Genomic DNA, 15,495 nt, shown 5'->3' on the forward strand with positions numbered 1-15,495 from the left:
ACGGGGCCGCCGCATGGGCGGCCCCTGGTCGTGGGCGACAGGGTCGATCAGCCGCCGCTCAGGGCGCGCTGGCGCTCAGGCCGGTGACCTCGCCGACGCTTGCGTTCCACAGCGCGGTGCACTCGGGGTAGCGGGCGTCGCAGGTCTCCGCCCACACCGGCAGCACCGCCTCGGAGGTGATCTGTTCGATGCGCGCGCGGGAGTCCTCGTCGATGTCCACCAGGGTCATGTCGTAGGCGGTGTGGTTCTCGCAGCTCGGCTGACCGGTATTGCAGGCGATGGCATCGTCGTTGACGGTGTAGGCCAGGTCCCACATCTGGTCCTCGAGGCGGGCGAAGGCCTCGCTCAGCGACGCCTGCTGCTCGGCGTCGAAGCCGTTCCAGGTGTCCAGGTTCATGAAGTGGCCCTGCACCGAGTAGGACAACGGCAGCGGTACGAAGTGATCGGTCACTTCCGGCCACTTTCCGTTACTGCCGGCCGACGGTGCGGTCACTCCGCAGTCGGCGACGCCGCGCTGCAGCGCCAGGTAGACCTCGCTGAACTGCAGCGTCACCGGCACCGCGCCGAGTCCTTCCACCAGCCGTGACATGGACGGCGTGAACACCCTCACCTTCTTGCCCGCCAGGTCGTCGGCACCGTTAATGTCACCGTTACAGAACATCATCTGCGGGCCGAATGGCCACAGCGTCATCAGCTTGGCGTTGAAGCGTTCCTGCAGGCGGGCGTCGAAGTCGGCGCGGAAGGCGTCCACCGCCTCGCGCTGCTGGTCCAGGTCGGCGGTGACCCCGGCCAGATCGATGCCCTCGAAGAACGGCTCGTCGCGGGAGGCCATACCGATCTGCACCGACATCACGTCGAAGGCACCGGAGCGTATGTTGCGCAGGGCGTCCGCGGCTTCCACGCCGATGGCGTCCATCGGGTTGTAGCTCACCGCCAGGTCGTCACGGGCATCGAGCTCGGCGAAGAAGGGCCGCTCCACGTTGTCCACGTGCAGCTTGTTGCCGGAGAAATTGCCGGCTACTCGCAGCAGGGTTTCGGCCTGGGCCTGGCTGGTGGCCACCAGCAGGGGGGCGGCGATCAGGGCGCCGAGGGTAAGCCGGCGGGTCGCCGTCACGAGGGAGGGAGTCGTCATGGGAGAACCTCATCTTGTTGTTGGTGGTTGTTGCAGGTGCTGATGTTGCTATTGCTGTTTCTGTGGAGAGGGGCGGGGGAGTGTCAGCCGAGCCGAGGGTCGTGAAACAGCTGGCCCCAGCCGTTGATGGCGCTCGGGTCCTTGCCTGCCAGCAGTAGGCTCTTCCACACGGTGACGCTGACCGAGTCGTAGATGGGAATACCGAGCTCCCGCTCCAGCTCCTCGACGATGCCGGCCCCGCGCAGGTTGGTGCACAGGATGGTGATCGCCTCCGGCTCTGCTCGGGCGACCTCGCGGACCATCTCGGCCAGGGTCTGCTCATCGTATTCGGAGAACGAGAAGTTGCCGCGGTCGTTGAGGTGACGCTCGGCCACCACCTCGACTCCTTCACGCCGGTAGTTGTCGACGATGGCGGCCTGGATGTCGTCAAGGTATGGGGTGACCAGCCCTAGACGCTTGACCCCGGTGCGCTCGAGCACCTCGTTGAGCGCCAGCACGCTGCTGGTCGCCGGTATGCCGGTGGCTTCGGTGATGGCGGCGCACAGGCGGCGGTCGGCGTCGAACCCGAGCCAGCTCGAGGAGGTGCCATTCCAGGCGATCACGTCCATGCGGGCATCGCTGAGCAGGCGGGCGGCGTCAAGCTGTGGTGCGGGGTCGAACTGGGCCAGGGCCGCCTCGCTCAGCGAGATTTCCTTGACCGTGAAGCGCTGAAAGTGGGCACTGACCGCTGGCATGAGGTCCCGCAGTATGGCGCTGGTGTAAGGCTCCAGCACGGTGTTCGACGAGGGGGTCAGCATTCCGAGAAGGGTGCGTTGCATGGGCGTGGCGATCCTGTGCAAGGTCGTGTTGTTGTTGTGTGGGGCGTGCCCCGGAGGCGTATCGGCGGTGGCCGGTCTTGCCTGTGGCGCGCTACACTGAATCTTGAAAGAAATTCGGAATTCCAAATTTCTACGACCTTTTCAGCATTGCATAACGTCGAGTTTTTGCAAGTACACTGCATCAATCGCCATGACATCTTGCTGTGAAAGTGGCAGTGGACGCCTGGCCACCATCGTGGAATCCGCGCCTTGGGATCTTCGATGGGGTGTGGAAATAACTTTGATTTCAGCGCTTTGTTGAGTGCTGGTGGTCGATGGTCGGCGTGCTGAGCAGTGGGTGCCCGCTCCAGGGCGCTGTGGGCTGAAGCGACGCCCCAGTCCTCCGCAAGCAGCCAGCATGAGCACCCAGGAGCACCGAGGAGCAAAAGGAGCCGCCATGAACGAGTCCCTGGATCAGGACGTGCTGTCACCGCCTCGCCCGGCGCCGCTCAAGCGCTCGAGCCTTTATGAGGCGGTGGCCGAGCGCCTGCGCGAAATGGTACTGGAAGGAGAGCTGGCCCCCGGCAGCCGGATCGCGGAAAAACCCCTGTGCGAGGCCTTTGGGGTGTCGCCGACGCCACTGCGCCAGGCGCTCAAGGTGCTGGCCAGCGAAGGCCTGGTCGAGATGCTGCCCCATCGTGGGGCCCGGGTGACCAGGGTGGATCGTGACGAGGTACGTGATCTGTTCGAGGTCATGGCGGCACTGGAGTCGCTGGCGGGCAACCTGCTGGCGGTGCGCGCCTCTGATGCCGACATCGCCGAGATCCGCCGACTCCATGACGAGATGATGGGCTATTTCGCGGACAATCAGCGCAAGCGCTACTTTGCCCTCAATCAACGCATTCACCAGCGTCTGGCGGACCTGTCCGGCAATCGGGTGCTGAAAGACCTGGAGCAATCGCTGACGTTGCGTATTACCCGGGCGCGCTACATGGCCAACCTGGACGCCAGCCGCTGGGAGGAGTCCGCTCGCGAGCACAGCTACTTCGTCGAGGCGCTTGAGGCGCGGGACGCCCAGGCGCTGTCCGAGGCCCTGAGCCTGCACATGCGCAAGACCGGCCAGGCCGTGCTGCAGGGGCTGCCCGACAACGCTGGCGACGACTGACCGCGAGCGTTGCCTGGCGCGGGGCTGCAGGTGCTGGCCGCGCCGTCCCCCGAACCCTTTCTGCCGAACATTTTCTCCCGAACGCTTTCTCCCAAACCTTTGCCCTCGAGCCCCTTTTCCCAGGGCTCTTTTCCCTTCGAGCCTCCCCTCAAGCCCTGCACCAAGGGGCTTGGGCCCACTGCTCCTTGCTACCGGACACTCCCCGCCGTGCACGGCTTGCCACCCATAGTTCGCCACCCATGGTTCGCCACCCACGGCTCGGCGCCCGGAAGATCTCCTGTCGCATGGCCTCCGCATGTCATAAGTCGCTTCTTGCTGAATGTGAAAACAACAACTATCTGATAAATAAAGTTTTTAAAAAAAATAGTATTCAAGATTTGGAATTCTTTAGTGTGTTCGACTAAGGTCAAAGCAGGTGGGCTCGCTTGAGCGTTCCATCACCGATTCCTTACCCAATACCAACAACAAGGATTGCGACATGACGACTCCCTCCCGTCTTTCCCTGCTGGGTGCCGGCGCGCTGGCCCTGGGTCTTTGCACACCGCTGCTGGCCCAGGCAGAAGACCTGCGCTTTGGCGGCAACTTCACCGATGATCACTCCAGCAGTCGCGCCATGGCGCGCTTCGCCGAGACCCTGGCGGAGCAGAGCGATGGCGATCTGACCGCCCAGCTGTTCCCCAACATGCAGCTTGGCGGTGCCGGCGAGAATCTCGATCAGGTCAGTTCCGGCGCCATCATGGGCAGCTGGATCGGCATCTCCTACCTGTCGCGTACCGTGCCGGAACTCGAGGCGCTGAGCCTGCCGTTCGCCTTCGACAGCCGCGAGGACGCCTTTGCGCTGATCGACGGCGAGGTCGGCGAGCTGCTCGACGAGAAACTGGCCGAGGCCGGGTTCGTGGCGCTGGGCTACATGGAACTCGGCTTCCGCCACGTCACCAACGCCGAGCGGCCGCTTGAGTCGATCGAGGACTTTCAGGACCTGAAGATCCGCCTGCAGCCCAACCAGACCCACCTGGACACCTTCCGCGCCATCGGTGCCAATCCGGTGTCGATGGACATCAAGGAGGTCTACGGTGCGCTGCAGCAGGGGGTGCTCGATGGCCAGGAGAACCCCTACAGCATCATCGAGACCAAGCGTCTGGACGAGGTGCAGCCGTACCTGTCCGATACCGGACACTTCTACGACTACATCGTGGTGGTCGCCAATCGCGACAAGTTCGAGGACCTGAGCGACGACCAGCGTGCCACCCTGATGGCGGCCATGGACGAGGCGGTGGCCTGGCAGCGCGAGACCGCGGCGGCCGAGGATACCCAGGCCCGCGAGACCCTGATCGAGCGCGGCATGCAGTTCACTCCGATCAGCGACGAGACCCGCGCGGCCCTGCGCGAGGCCAGCCAGAGCGTAGTGGATGATCTGCGCGAAAAGCTCGGCGCTGAGCTGGTCGACAAGGTGCTCGAGGAGCTGGGGGCATGACACGGGCCTGGCAACGCCTGGAGGCCCACGCGGGCCATCCGGTTCGGCGCCATTTCCTGCATCTGCTGGCGTGGCTGGACCGTGGCTCCTACTACGCCATCCTGCTGGCCATGGGCCTGATGACGGTGCTGGTGTGCGCCCAGGTGGTGGCACGCTACCTGCTCGGCACCAGTATCGACTCCGCCGATGAGCTGTCCCGGTTGTGCTTTGTATGGGCGATCTTTCTGGCCATTCCCCACGGTATCAAGAGTGGCATCCACGTCGGTATCGATGCCCTTGTCAGCCACCTGCCCGCCGGCGCCCAGCGCCGGCTGGCCCAGCTGATGGCGGCGTTGGGGGTGGTACTGATGGTGATCCTGGGGGTGGTGGGAACCGGTGCGGTGATCGACAAGTGGCCGCAGCTGATGCCAACCATGCCGATCACCGCGGCGGTGTTCTATATCGCGGTGCTGATCTCGGCGATCCACTGTGCGCTGCATCTGATCGCCCAGTGCCTGGAGCTTGAGCCGCTGCCTTCCGCCCCGGCTGGACCCGACTCAGGCCATGACCGAGGTGAGGAGGTGCGCCCATGACCCTGGCGATTATTCTGAGCTTTGCGGTACTGGCGCTTCTGCGTATGCCGCTGGCCTTTGCCCTGGGCCTTGCCTCGCTGGTGGGGCTGGTCGTCGGCGGCATGGACCTGGCGGTGCTGCCACAGCGCATGATGCACTCGGTGGACAGCTTTCCGCTGATGGCGATTCCGTTGTTCATGCTGGCCGGCGAGTTGATGGTGGCGGCAGGGATCCTTCAGCGCCTGGTCGACTTCGCCAACTCGTTGATCGGCCGCGTCCACGGCGGGCTCGCCCACGTGGCGATCGTCGCCGGCATGGTGCTGGCGGCGGTCAGCGGGGCGGCGGTGGCCAGTGCCAGCGCCCTGGGCAGTTCGCTGGTGCCGTCCATGCGTCAGCAGTACGACACCGGCTACAGCAGCGCGGTGGTCGCCTCGGCGGCCAACCTGGGGGCGATCATCCCGCCCAGCAATGCGATGATCGTCTACGCCTTGATGGCCGGCTCTAGCGTCTCGGTAGGCGGGCTGTTCATGGCGGGTATCGTGCCGGGGCTGGTGCTGGCGCTGGGCTTCATGGGCCTGGCCAGCTTCCTGTCGATGCGCCGTGGCTATCCGCTGGCCGGCGGAGTCATCGGGCTGCGCCACGTGCTGGTGCAGACCTGGCGGGCGCTGCCCATTCTGCTGATGCCGATCGTCGTGGTCGGTGGCATCGTCGCCGGTGCCTTCACCCCGACGGAGGGGGCCGGCATCGCCGTGCTCTACGCGCTGGTGATCGGCTTCTTCGTCACCCGCCAGCTACGCCTGTCGCACCTGCCGCGGGCGATGTTCAACGCCGCGGTCACCGCAGCCATGGTGGGGGCGCTGATCGCCTTCGCCTCGACCATGACCTTTGCCTTCACCATCGATCTGGTGCCGATGCGACTGACCAGCGCCCTGCAGGGACTGACCAGCGACCCGCTGATGTTCCTGCTGCTGGTGATGGGGCTGTTGATCCTGGTCGGCATGTTCGTCGAGTCCAACGCCGCCTACATCATGCTGGTGCCCCTGCTGGCACCGATCGCGCTGTCCTACGGCATCGATCCGCTGCTGTTCGGCTTTCTGTTCGTGATGAACCTGGTGGTGGGCATGATGACGCCGCCGGTGGGGGTGCTGCTGTTCGTGATGTGCGGCATCTCCAATATCAGCCTGAACGAGCTGATGAAGAGCGCCTGGCCCTTCATCGTCTTTCAGTATGTGGTGCTGGTGGCGTGTATCGCCTTCCCCTCGCTGGTCACCTGGCTGCCGCGGGCACTGGGGTACTGAATGATCGAGGTACTGAATGATCGAGGTACTGGCGACTGAAGTACGGCATCGACCGAACGACAAGCTACGAAAGGGCCGAGGTTTCGCATTCGGCGCCTCGGACCGGCCCACCACAAAGAGACTGCCATGAAGCTTCTGGTCATCAATCCCAATATTTCAGACGACGTCAGCGCGCTGATCGAGCGTGAAGCACAGGCAAGCCTGCGCCCGGGCAGCGAACTGAGCGTCGCCACCGCGCCCTTCGGTGTGGCCTATATCGAGACCCGCGCCGAGGCGCTGATCGGCGGCTATGCGACCCTGGGTCTCGCCGCCGAGCGCTACCCCGGCCACGACGCCGTGGTGGTGGCCGCCTTCGGCGATCCCGGTCTGCCCGCGTTGCGCGAGGCCCTGCCGATCCCGGTGGTGGGGCTGACCGAAGCGGCGCTGATGAGCGCCTGTCAGTACGGCGGGCGTTTCTCGATCATCGCCATCTCCCAGCGCATCCAGGCCTGGTACCGCGAAACCGTGGACAGCTACGGCCTGGGCTCGCGGCTGGCCAGTATCCGCGCCCTGGACGAACCCCTTGCGGCCATCGGTAGCGTGCAGCAGGACCAGGGAGGGCGGCTGATCGAGCTGGCCGAACAGGCGGTCAGAGAGGATGGCGCCGACGTGCTGATCCTGGCCGGGGCCCCGCTGGCGGGGTTGGCCCGCCAGGTCGCCGCCGAGCTGCCGGTGCCGGCGCTGGACGGCGTGACCTGCGCCATCACCCAGGCCCAGGCGCTGGTCGATCTCGGCCGCGCCAAGGCCACCGTCGGCAGCTACGCCGCACCCCCCGACAAGCCGCACAAGGGCTTGAGCAGGGATGTGGCAACGCTGATCGGCCGGCGCTGACCCTCCGCCACTGTCACCCTGGCAGGCATCACCACAACAAGTACAACAGCGAGGTATCACCATGCACCTTCAGTTTCCTGCATCTGTTTCCAGATTTGCCCACGGTCGTCGTTCCCTCACAGGACTCGTCGCCGCCACCCTGCTGTGCGGTTCACTCGGTGCCACCGCGAACGCCAGTGACCTGCCAAGTGCCGCACCCAGCGAAGTGGGAGTGGATGCGGCCCCGCTGAGCGAGCTGTCGTCGTGGCTCGACGCCCAGGGCTACGACGTGCGCAGCCTGATGGTGGTCAAGGACGGCCAGGTCATCATGGAACGCTATACCCAGGATCTCGGCAGGCAGCACAACTATGAGCTCTACTCGGTGACCAAGACGGTGACCGCGCTGCTGGCGGGTCTGCTGATCGAGGAGGGCAAGATCACCCTGGACGCCAGTGTGGCCGATGTCATCGCTACCCTGCGCCCCGATCTGGCCGAGTATGTCGCCGACAAGGAGGAGGTCACTCTGGCGCACCTGCTGTCGATGTCCTCTGGGCTTGCTTATGACTTCGATCCGGAAGGTGACCCCATCTACTACGGGGCCGAGGATCGCCTGGCGTTGATCGCCGACACCCCGGTTGCGTGGGAACCCGGCAGCGCTTTCGACTACACCGACGTCAATCCGGTATTCGCCGCCGCCATGCTCGAGGCCGCTGCCGGTGAGCCTCTTGCCGAATACGCCGAGCGGCGGCTGTTCGAGCCCCTTGGTATGGAGAACGCAAGCTGGCAGCGAGCCGATGACAAGGGATTGGTGTCGGCAGGCTGGGGGTTGAGGCTCAGATCCATGGATCTGGCCAAGCTGGGCCAATTGCTGATCGACCAGGGGCGCTTTGATGGCGAGCAGATCGTGCCTGAGGGCTGGATCGCACAGATGACGACTCCTCGCGCCGCGCGAGACTTTGGCTACTACCTGTGGCTTGGCCATATCGTCGATACCACGCCGAGCTTCGACATGATGGGATTCAAGGGCCAGTTCGTGACGGCGCTGCCCGAGCGTGACGCTGTGGTCGTGATGACCGCGATGCTGCCGATCGACGGTGGGCTGCGCCATTCGAAGAACGTGCGCATCTTCCGTAACGTGGTCAATGACTATGTGTTGCCGGCGCTGGACGGTGAAGGCTCCGCCGAAGCCGACGCAGCACTCGAGGACGAGGTGGCGGCGCGTGCCTCGAGTACCCCGACGCCGGGGGTGTTCGTCGACCCGACCGACGAACCGCAGTCCTGAAGGGGATGTCGGGCCCGGGGCAGGCGATATACTCTGGGCCCTTCTCTCCTTCAATTTTCCAGGGTCCATGCCCATGACGTCGACAACCGACGACGCCACCGTCGCTTCACCCTCCGATAGAGGCACGCGTCAGCGAGCGCCTCACCGCCGCCGTATCCAGGCGCCGTCCCTGGCCGATGAAGCCTACGACCTGCTCAAGGGGCTGATCGTCCACGGTGAGCTGGCCCCTGGGGAGCGTCTGCTGGAGCCGGCTCTGTGTCGGCGTCTGGGCATCTCGCGCACGCCCCTGCGCGATGCCTTGAACCAGCTGGCGGGCGAAGGCCTGGTGACCCTGCGGCGCAATCGCAACGCCCTGGTCACCCTGCTTGATGGTGACGAGCTGCGTCATCTGTTCGAGGTCGAGGCCGGGCTCGAGGCCATGGCGGTGGAACTGGCGGCCGGGCGCATGACAGAGACCGAGCTCAAGCGGCTGGCCTCACTGCAGACTCGCCTGGAAAAGCAGCACGCCAAGGGCGATCGCGACGGCTACTTCGCCACCAATACCCGTATCCACGCGCTGCTGGTCGAGGCGGCGCGCAATCCGGTGCTGGTGGAAACCCACCAGCGCCTGCTGGGTCGGTTGGAGCGGGCGCGCTATCTGGCGCTGAATCGCCTCGGCCGCTGGCAGGAGTCCACCGATGAGCATCGCGCCATCCTCGATGCCTTGATCGCCAGGGACGCCGACCTTGCCCGCCGCCACATGCACGAACACGTCATGCACACCGGTGTCGCCATCAGCGCATTGCTGACACGCTGAGTCCTGCGATAGACACGGCGACGGTTGCCTGCTTCTTCTGGTCGCTGAACAGAGATGATCAGGACGAGCCTTGACAGGCCATCCAAACACGACCATATTGCAAACGTTAATGATTCTCATTGTTTTGGGCTATCAGCGTCTGCAGGAGGTCGTCATGTCCTATCGCATCAAGACCGCGCTTCACGGAGCCAACCCGACCCTCGAGATCTTCGACGTCAGCTCGGGCTCCATGCGCATGGCCTGGGAGTACCCGAAGGAGGTGGGCAGTGAAGAGAAGGATCCGGAGCTTGCCTCGCTGCGCCGAGAGGAGGCGATCCACGAGCTGTTTCGGCGGCTGTTTCTGCTGACCACCGAACAGTACCTGAAAGGCGAACTCGGCAGGGACGGAAGCGAGGCGTCAGGGTCACACGGCGGTGGGCACAAGGCGCATTGAATGGGTGGTCTGGCAGGGCTTGCCGTGGCGTAGCCACAGCACCTTGTCGGTCAGGTCCATGACCACGCTGAACAGCGTTTCCATCCGCTCGGCTTCAGCGACGCTCGGGTCGAAGTGGCGACACAGGCTGTCCTCGCCGGGGGTATGATCACCGAGCAGGTCGAATAGCCGCTCGGCGTCGAGGGTGGCGCTCTCGTTGGGGGCTGTGCTCGCTGTACCCCGTTCGTCCGCAGCCAATTCATCCGCACCCGAGTCATCCATACCCAGACCGTCGAGCAGTTGCTCGACCAGCGCGTCGAGGCGACTCAGGCGGGACCAGGAGTCCGGCTTGGGGAAGTCCTCGACCCAGTGGGTGGCGGTGTCACTGACCAGGTGATTGGTATGGGTGACGACCCCGCGAGCCGGGGTGATGGTTCCCGGTTGCCCGGGGTGAACCTCGAGCCCTTCTGCCTGGCCGCTGCCGTCGGCCAGCAGGAAGTGGGCGGGCGCACAGACACCGTCGTGGGCGATTTGCCGGGCGGCGTCGAGGGTCTCGCACTCGAGCATGGCGCGCAGGGCGATATGGATCGGCAGTCCCTCGCCACAGGTCGCCGAGCGGATGGCATTGAGTCCGACTCCCACACCATTGGCGTTGAGCCCTATCTTGCCGACCATGCCGGCCTCGCCCACGCTGATCAACGGCGGTGCGCCGGGAGCCTGGATCTCGAGGATCACCAGATGGTCGAGTTGGTCGGCGCGCCAGTCCCAGTTCTGGGCGAGCCACTGGCGGCCGGCGTGATAGAGCGAAAAGGCCGAGCAGCCACCGCCGGCGCGGGTCAGCGACACCTCGCTGCGACAGTTGAGGGTCAGCACGTCGGCCAGATCACCGCCGATGCCCTGGGCGATGCCGTCGAGCTCCTCGAGGATGGCCGGGTAGCGCCGCTCGATCATCGGCAGGAAGCGTTCGGCGTCGCGTCGCGCCTCGTGCCAGCGCAGGCCCGCCAGGTCATGAAACAGTCGGTCGTAGACGTCGATGCTGGCAAGGATCGCCTCACGGTGCTGGCTGCCGTGGGCACGGCCGATGTCGAGGCGGCTGCCGGAGAGCCTGGTGGGTGTCAACGACGAGCAGGAGGGGGTGGGAGAGGACGTGGAGGGGGTCATGAAGTGCTCCCTGCGATCGAAGCGGCTGGCGCCGGGTCGCTGACATGGGTGGATATCCCCTCAGCGTAGCAGTTCTGCGCTTGGCATGGCGTCGTAGAGGTGGCCATCGAGGTGTCTTGGATGAATTTTAATATATTGATATCGTTCAGTTTTTACACGATTCGCTACCCTTCTCGACAATTCCTGGCGAGACTCCCACAGAGGGTTTCACTTTATTAGTCTGCGAAGTTGTATGCTGCCAGAGAGCCTTACCGGCCATCTCAGGAGACACAACATGAAGACCAGAAACGCGCTGCTCGTATTGGCCCTCTTGGCCCTGCCGCTGTCCGCTCAGGCAGGTGTTGTCGACGGCAAGATTGCCAAGCTGGCTGAGCCGCTTGCCCCTGCAGAAGGGCCCTGCGCCAATCATCACACCACTTACTGCGCGGCTGAACACGCTGGTGCCACGCAGGATGCCGACTTCGACGCCCGCGAGACGGCAAGCCAGGAGCAACAGGGCCACAGCTGAAAGCGATGATGCTGGCGGAACCCTGAACGACGATGCCCCGGCCAACTGGCCGGGGCATCGTCGTCTGGCAGGGGCTCGGGGGGCTGGTCAGGTCTTGTTGGCGGCGTTGTAGACGTTCTCGTCGAGTTCGCCTTCGCTCTTGCCGACCAGGGTGGTGACCATCAGGTCTCCGGCCACGTTGACGCTGGTACGGGCCATGTCGAGGATGCGATCGACGCCGGCGACCACCGCCAGGGCTTCCAGCGGCAGGCCGATCTGGGCCATGACGATGGACAGCATCACCAGGCCGGCGCCCGGGACACCGGCGGTGCCGATGGACGCCAGGGTACCGGTGACGATGATCATGCCGTAGTCGGCCAGGCTCAGGTCGACGCCGATCAACTGGGCGATGAATACCGCCACCACCCCCTGATAGATGGCGGTGCCGTCCATGTTGATGGTGGCGCCCACCGGCAGCACGAAGCCGGCGACACCCTCGGACACGCCGAGGTTCTTCGTCGCGCAGCGCAGCGAGACCGGCAGGGTGCCGGACGAGGACGCCGACGAATAGGCCACCACCAGGGCATCGAGAATGCCCTGCAGGTAGCGCACCGGATTGAGACGACCGAGCAGCGACAGCAGACCGGAGTAGACCACCAGCACGTGGACGACGCTGGCCAGGTAGGCCACGCCGATCACCTTGACCAGGGGCAGCAGCACCTCGGCGCCGTAGCTGCCGGCGACGTGGGCGATCAGACCGAACACGCCGAAGGGCGCCAGCGCCATCACCAGGCTGGTCAGCTTGACCATGGCCTCGGCGAAGCTCTCGAACACCTTGACCACCGGCTCGCCCTTCTCGCCGATCAGGGTCAGCGAGACACCGAGGCCAATGGCGAACACGATGATCTGCAGGATATTGCCGCTGGCCAGGGCGTCCACCGGGTTCTGGGGCACCAGGCCGACCACGATCTGCACTAGGCTTGGGGCTTTCTTGGCCGCGTCTGGGTTGGCCTCGAAGGTCATGTCGAGGCCAACGCCAGGCTGAAACAGCCAGGAGGCGGCCAGGCCGATGGCGATGGCGAAGGCGGTGGTCACCAGATACAGCGCGATGGTCCGCGCGCCGATGCGGCCCATCTTCTGGGGGTCACGCATGGCGGTGATACCGACCACCAGGGTAGAGAACACCAGCGGCACGATCAGCATCTTGATGGCGCTGATGAAGATGTCACCGATGGGCTTGAACACGCTGGCGCTTTCGCCCATCAGGGTGCCGACGAGGACACCCAGGGCGAGGCCGACCAGGATCTTCTGCCATAGCGGGATACGGCGCCACAGGCCGGGGGAACGATCGGGGGTGGACATGGGGAGGCTCCAGAAGGACAGGGTGGATGGCCTGCCGTGCAAGGTGGGAAGACGCGACACCCATCGATAGTCAGCAAAATGTTCTCGTTGGCTGCTATCGAATGGGCGATCGGCACGATGGAGGCGGATTCTACCGAATAATCTGCCTCGGTGTTTTCATCCGTTGCACACCTTCTGGTGCTCAGAGGCCACCTGGGAGCGGCTTCCAGGTGGCCGGGCTGTTGACGACGCTAGCGGTTCAGCCCTGATCCTGCTGTTCCAGGGCGCGCCGCAGCAGCTGGTGGAAGGCCGCCCAGGAGGCCTGGTCGGCCCGAGCCTGGTAGCGATCGCTGCCGAATACCGTGAAGGCGTGGGGAGCACCGGAGTAGACCTGGATCTCGTAGGGGGCGCCAGCCGCCTCCAGCTCCTCGGACAGCGCCGCCACCTGGTCCATGCCGATGGAGGCGTCGGCACCACCGTGGGCGACCAGGATCGGTGGCGTATCGGCGGAGTAGCCCTGGCCTTCCGGTGTGCCGAGGCCGCCGTGGAAGGTAGCGAAACCACGCACACCTTCGTCGGCGTTGGCGCGGGCCATCTCCAGCACCACGGCGCCACCGAAGCAGTAGCCCATCACCACGGTGTCTTCGCCGGCGCCCTGTTCACGGGCCTGGGTCAGCCCCGCTAGGGTCAGCCGGCGCATGCGTTCACGGTCATCGTAGAGCACCGCCATCTCGGCCTTGCGCGCGTCGATCTCCTCGGGGCGGTTGCCGGCGCCGTAGAGGTCCACGGCGAAGGCGTCGTAGCCCGCCTCGGCGAGCATGTCGGCACGCTTTCTTTCATAGTCGGTGAGGCCATCCCAGTCGTGGATGATCAGCACGCTGCCCTTGGAAGAGGACGTGGCGGGGGCGAAATAGCCCTGGAAGGCTTCACCGTCCACCTGGTAGTCAACGTTTTGTCCGGCCATGGCGCCGGCGCTGGCGAGAACAGAGCCGAGACCGATCAGGGCAGGGGCGAGCAGGGCGCAACGAGACATGGTGTGCTCCTTGGCGAGTGAGGGGCGTTGGCCCCGCCAGATGGCAGGGCCTGTGCTGAGTATAGAAGCCTGGCCACAGACGCCAGTCCTGAACCCCGTCTTGTTGCATCCAGCCGGCCTAGCGTTGGCGGCGGGGACTTGAGTTTTCCCCGGCGGCCTTCCAGATTGGGGGTATGAAGATCGAGTGGGCGAGCCGCGGCTGACCGCGCTCGTCTCGGCTTCATCTCAGGACAACCAGAGCGAGACCAACAATCATGAAAAAGCGCGTACTGGCGACCGCCGTGGCTGCAACCACCCTGGCGGTCGGCTCCATGGCCCACGCAGAGGTCAAGATCGGATTTCTCGGCGGCTTCACCGGGGGGATCGAGAGCCTGACGCCGCCGATCTACGACGGCGCCCAGCTGGCGGTTGACCATATCAACAACCAGGGTGGCATCCTCGATGGCCAGGACGTGGTGATGCCGACCGGCGACACCACCTGCGGCGACGCTTCGGCGGCGTCCAACGCGGCTGACCGCATGGTCAACACCGAGCAGGTCACCGCCATCGTTGGCGCGCTGTGTACCGGTGCCACCATCGCCGCGGCCAACAACGCGGCGATTCCGGGTGGCGTGACCATGGTGTCTCCGGCCTCCACGGCGCCGGCGGTCACCGACCTCGACGACAATGACCTGGTGTTCCGCACCGTGCCCTCCGATGCCTTCCAGGGCGAGATGCTGGCCAAGTTGCTGATCGACAAGGGCATCGAGGAAGTCGCCGTCACCTACGTCAACAACGACTACGGACGCGGCCTGTCCGACGCCTTCAGCTCGGCCTTCGAGGACGGCGGCGGCAGCGTGCTGGAAAACCTCGCCCACGAGGACAACCGCGCCGACTACCGCAGCGAACTCGGCACCCTGTCGGCCACCGGCGCCCAGACCCTGGTGGTACTCGCCTACGCCGATACCTCCGGCCAGACGGTGGTGCGCCAGGCCTACGAGAGCGGCATGTTCACCCAGTACGTGGGGGCCGATGGCATGGTCGGCGACAGCCTGGTCGAGGCCATCGGCGCCGACGTGCTCGACGGCATGATCGCCACCCGTCCGGGCAGCCCGGACCTTCCCGGCACCGAGATCTTCACTGAACTTGCCAACAACGCCGACATCGACCCCACCGCCGTATTCGCCGCCCAGGCCTACGATGCGGCCTTCCTGCTGGGGCTGGCCATCCAGCAGAACGGCAGTGCCGAGCGCGAGGGTGTGTCTGAGGCGCTGCGCAGCGTGTCCTCTCCCCCCGGTGAGGTCATCCTGCCCGGTGAGTGGGAGAAGGCGGTGGAGCTGATCGCAGCGGGGACCGAGATCAACTATGAAGGCGCCTCCGGTACCCAGGACTTCGACGACAACGGCGATGTGCCTGGTGTGGTACAGGAAATGGCCGTGGAAAACGGCACTTTTACCGGCAAGGGCTTTGTTGAATAGCCGCCATGACGTAAAGTAAGGCGAGTCGTCGACGGACGACAACGCATCCGGGCGGTCGCCTCCGCCCAATGACCGCGCCAATGCTCGCAACAGAGGCGCTCAAGGAAAGCCCCCGGCCATCTGGCTGGGGGCTTTATCGTTGGTAGGGGCCTGTCATTGGCGTCGAGCTGGCGATGTCGTGCGAGATGGCCAGTGATGGGGCAAGAGGCGTGAGAGGCGGGCCCTGGCGACCCTGGGCCGCCAGGATGAGACCATCAGTG

General features: G+C 65.1%; 15 protein-coding genes. 10 read left to right on the plus strand and 5 right to left on the minus strand.

Translation table 11 applies throughout. The annotated features are described in order from the left end of the window. Positions 1 to 58 precede the first annotated feature (58 nt). Both KUV74_RS11765 and KUV74_RS11770 read right to left on the minus strand, forming a co-directional pair. On the minus strand, positions 59 to 1,132 hold the full coding sequence (locus tag KUV74_RS11765) for a TRAP transporter substrate-binding protein (protein WP_222516385.1): 1,074 nt from the start codon (positions 1,130 to 1,132) through the stop codon (positions 59 to 61). 83 nt (positions 1,133 to 1,215) lie between these two features. Then, on the minus strand, positions 1,216 to 1,950 hold the full coding sequence (locus KUV74_RS11770) for an aspartate/glutamate racemase family protein (RefSeq protein WP_222516386.1): 735 nt from the start codon (positions 1,948 to 1,950) through the stop codon (positions 1,216 to 1,218). A 436-nt stretch (positions 1,951 to 2,386) separates the two neighbouring features. Here KUV74_RS11770 and KUV74_RS11775 point away from each other — a divergent pair, with 436 nt between their 5' ends. The 8 genes from KUV74_RS11775 to KUV74_RS11810 all read left to right on the plus strand — a co-directional run bounded on the left by KUV74_RS11775 (position 2,387) and on the right by KUV74_RS11810 (position 9,777). Next, positions 2,387 to 3,094, plus strand: a complete 708-nt coding sequence (locus KUV74_RS11775; RefSeq protein ID WP_045992404.1) for a GntR family transcriptional regulator — start codon at positions 2,387 to 2,389, stop codon at positions 3,092 to 3,094. A gap of 478 nt (positions 3,095 to 3,572) precedes the next feature. Continuing rightward, entirely contained in the window at positions 3,573 to 4,568 is a 996-nt protein-coding gene (locus KUV74_RS11780; RefSeq protein WP_222516387.1) for a TRAP transporter substrate-binding protein, read from the plus strand. Then, a complete protein-coding gene (locus tag KUV74_RS11785; protein ID WP_052704322.1) occupies positions 4,565 to 5,140 on the plus strand; it encodes a TRAP transporter small permease in 576 nt (191 codons plus the stop codon). Before KUV74_RS11780 ends, KUV74_RS11785 begins: the two co-directional genes overlap by 4 nt. Next, positions 5,137 to 6,417 (plus strand): TRAP transporter large permease, encoded by a 1,281-nt coding sequence (locus tag KUV74_RS11790; RefSeq protein ID WP_108132155.1) that lies wholly within the window; start codon positions 5,137 to 5,139, stop codon positions 6,415 to 6,417. The genes KUV74_RS11785 and KUV74_RS11790 overlap by 4 nt, the downstream gene beginning before the upstream one ends. A 126-nt stretch (positions 6,418 to 6,543) precedes the next feature. After that, a complete protein-coding gene (locus tag KUV74_RS11795; protein ID WP_222516388.1) occupies positions 6,544 to 7,287 on the plus strand; it encodes an aspartate/glutamate racemase family protein in 744 nt (247 codons plus the stop codon). Between the two features lie 61 nt (positions 7,288 to 7,348). Continuing rightward, positions 7,349 to 8,548, plus strand: coding sequence for a serine hydrolase domain-containing protein (locus KUV74_RS11800; RefSeq protein ID WP_222516389.1), 1,200 nt, complete (start codon positions 7,349 to 7,351; stop codon positions 8,546 to 8,548). Positions 8,549 to 8,621: 73 nt separating this feature from the next. Further along, on the plus strand, positions 8,622 to 9,344 hold the full coding sequence (locus tag KUV74_RS11805; RefSeq protein WP_045992401.1) for a GntR family transcriptional regulator: 723 nt from the start codon (positions 8,622 to 8,624) through the stop codon (positions 9,342 to 9,344). A gap of 154 nt (positions 9,345 to 9,498) precedes the next feature. Next, entirely contained in the window at positions 9,499 to 9,777 is a 279-nt protein-coding gene (locus KUV74_RS11810) for a hypothetical protein (RefSeq protein ID WP_045992400.1), read from the plus strand. On the opposite strand, the gene KUV74_RS11815 is transcribed toward KUV74_RS11810, so the two are convergent. After that, the gene (locus KUV74_RS11815; protein WP_222516390.1) at positions 9,748 to 10,917 is read right to left on the minus strand and encodes a C45 family autoproteolytic acyltransferase/hydolase; all 1,170 of its coding nucleotides are present in this window, start codon (positions 10,915 to 10,917) and stop codon (positions 9,748 to 9,750) included. The two genes, KUV74_RS11810 and KUV74_RS11815, sit on opposite strands and share 30 nt — an antisense overlap. 274 nt (positions 10,918 to 11,191) lie before the next feature. Between KUV74_RS11815 and KUV74_RS11820 the strand changes: the two genes are divergently transcribed. Continuing rightward, positions 11,192 to 11,425 carry a hypothetical protein gene (locus tag KUV74_RS11820; protein ID WP_045992398.1) on the plus strand — a complete coding sequence of 78 codons (234 nt, stop codon included), beginning with the start codon at positions 11,192 to 11,194 and terminating at the stop codon, positions 11,423 to 11,425. Between the two features lie 87 nt (positions 11,426 to 11,512). Here KUV74_RS11820 and KUV74_RS11825 read toward each other — a convergent pair whose 3' ends face one another. Both KUV74_RS11825 and KUV74_RS11830 read right to left on the minus strand, forming a co-directional pair. Then, entirely contained in the window at positions 11,513 to 12,766 is a 1,254-nt protein-coding gene (locus tag KUV74_RS11825; protein WP_222516391.1) for a dicarboxylate/amino acid:cation symporter, read from the minus strand. 238 nt (positions 12,767 to 13,004) lie between these two features. Next, positions 13,005 to 13,778, minus strand: coding sequence for a dienelactone hydrolase family protein (locus KUV74_RS11830; RefSeq protein WP_108132158.1), 774 nt, complete (start codon positions 13,776 to 13,778; stop codon positions 13,005 to 13,007). Between the two features lie 251 nt (positions 13,779 to 14,029). Here KUV74_RS11830 and KUV74_RS11835 point away from each other — a divergent pair, with 251 nt between their 5' ends. Next, positions 14,030 to 15,235 (plus strand): ABC transporter substrate-binding protein, encoded by a 1,206-nt coding sequence (locus KUV74_RS11835; RefSeq protein WP_045992395.1) that lies wholly within the window; start codon positions 14,030 to 14,032, stop codon positions 15,233 to 15,235. Positions 15,236 to 15,495 lie beyond the last annotated feature (260 nt).

The organism is Halomonas sp. DP1Y21-3 (assembly GCF_019801245.1).
GTDB classification, from domain to species: domain Bacteria; phylum Pseudomonadota; class Gammaproteobacteria; order Pseudomonadales; family Halomonadaceae; genus Halomonas; species Halomonas litopenaei.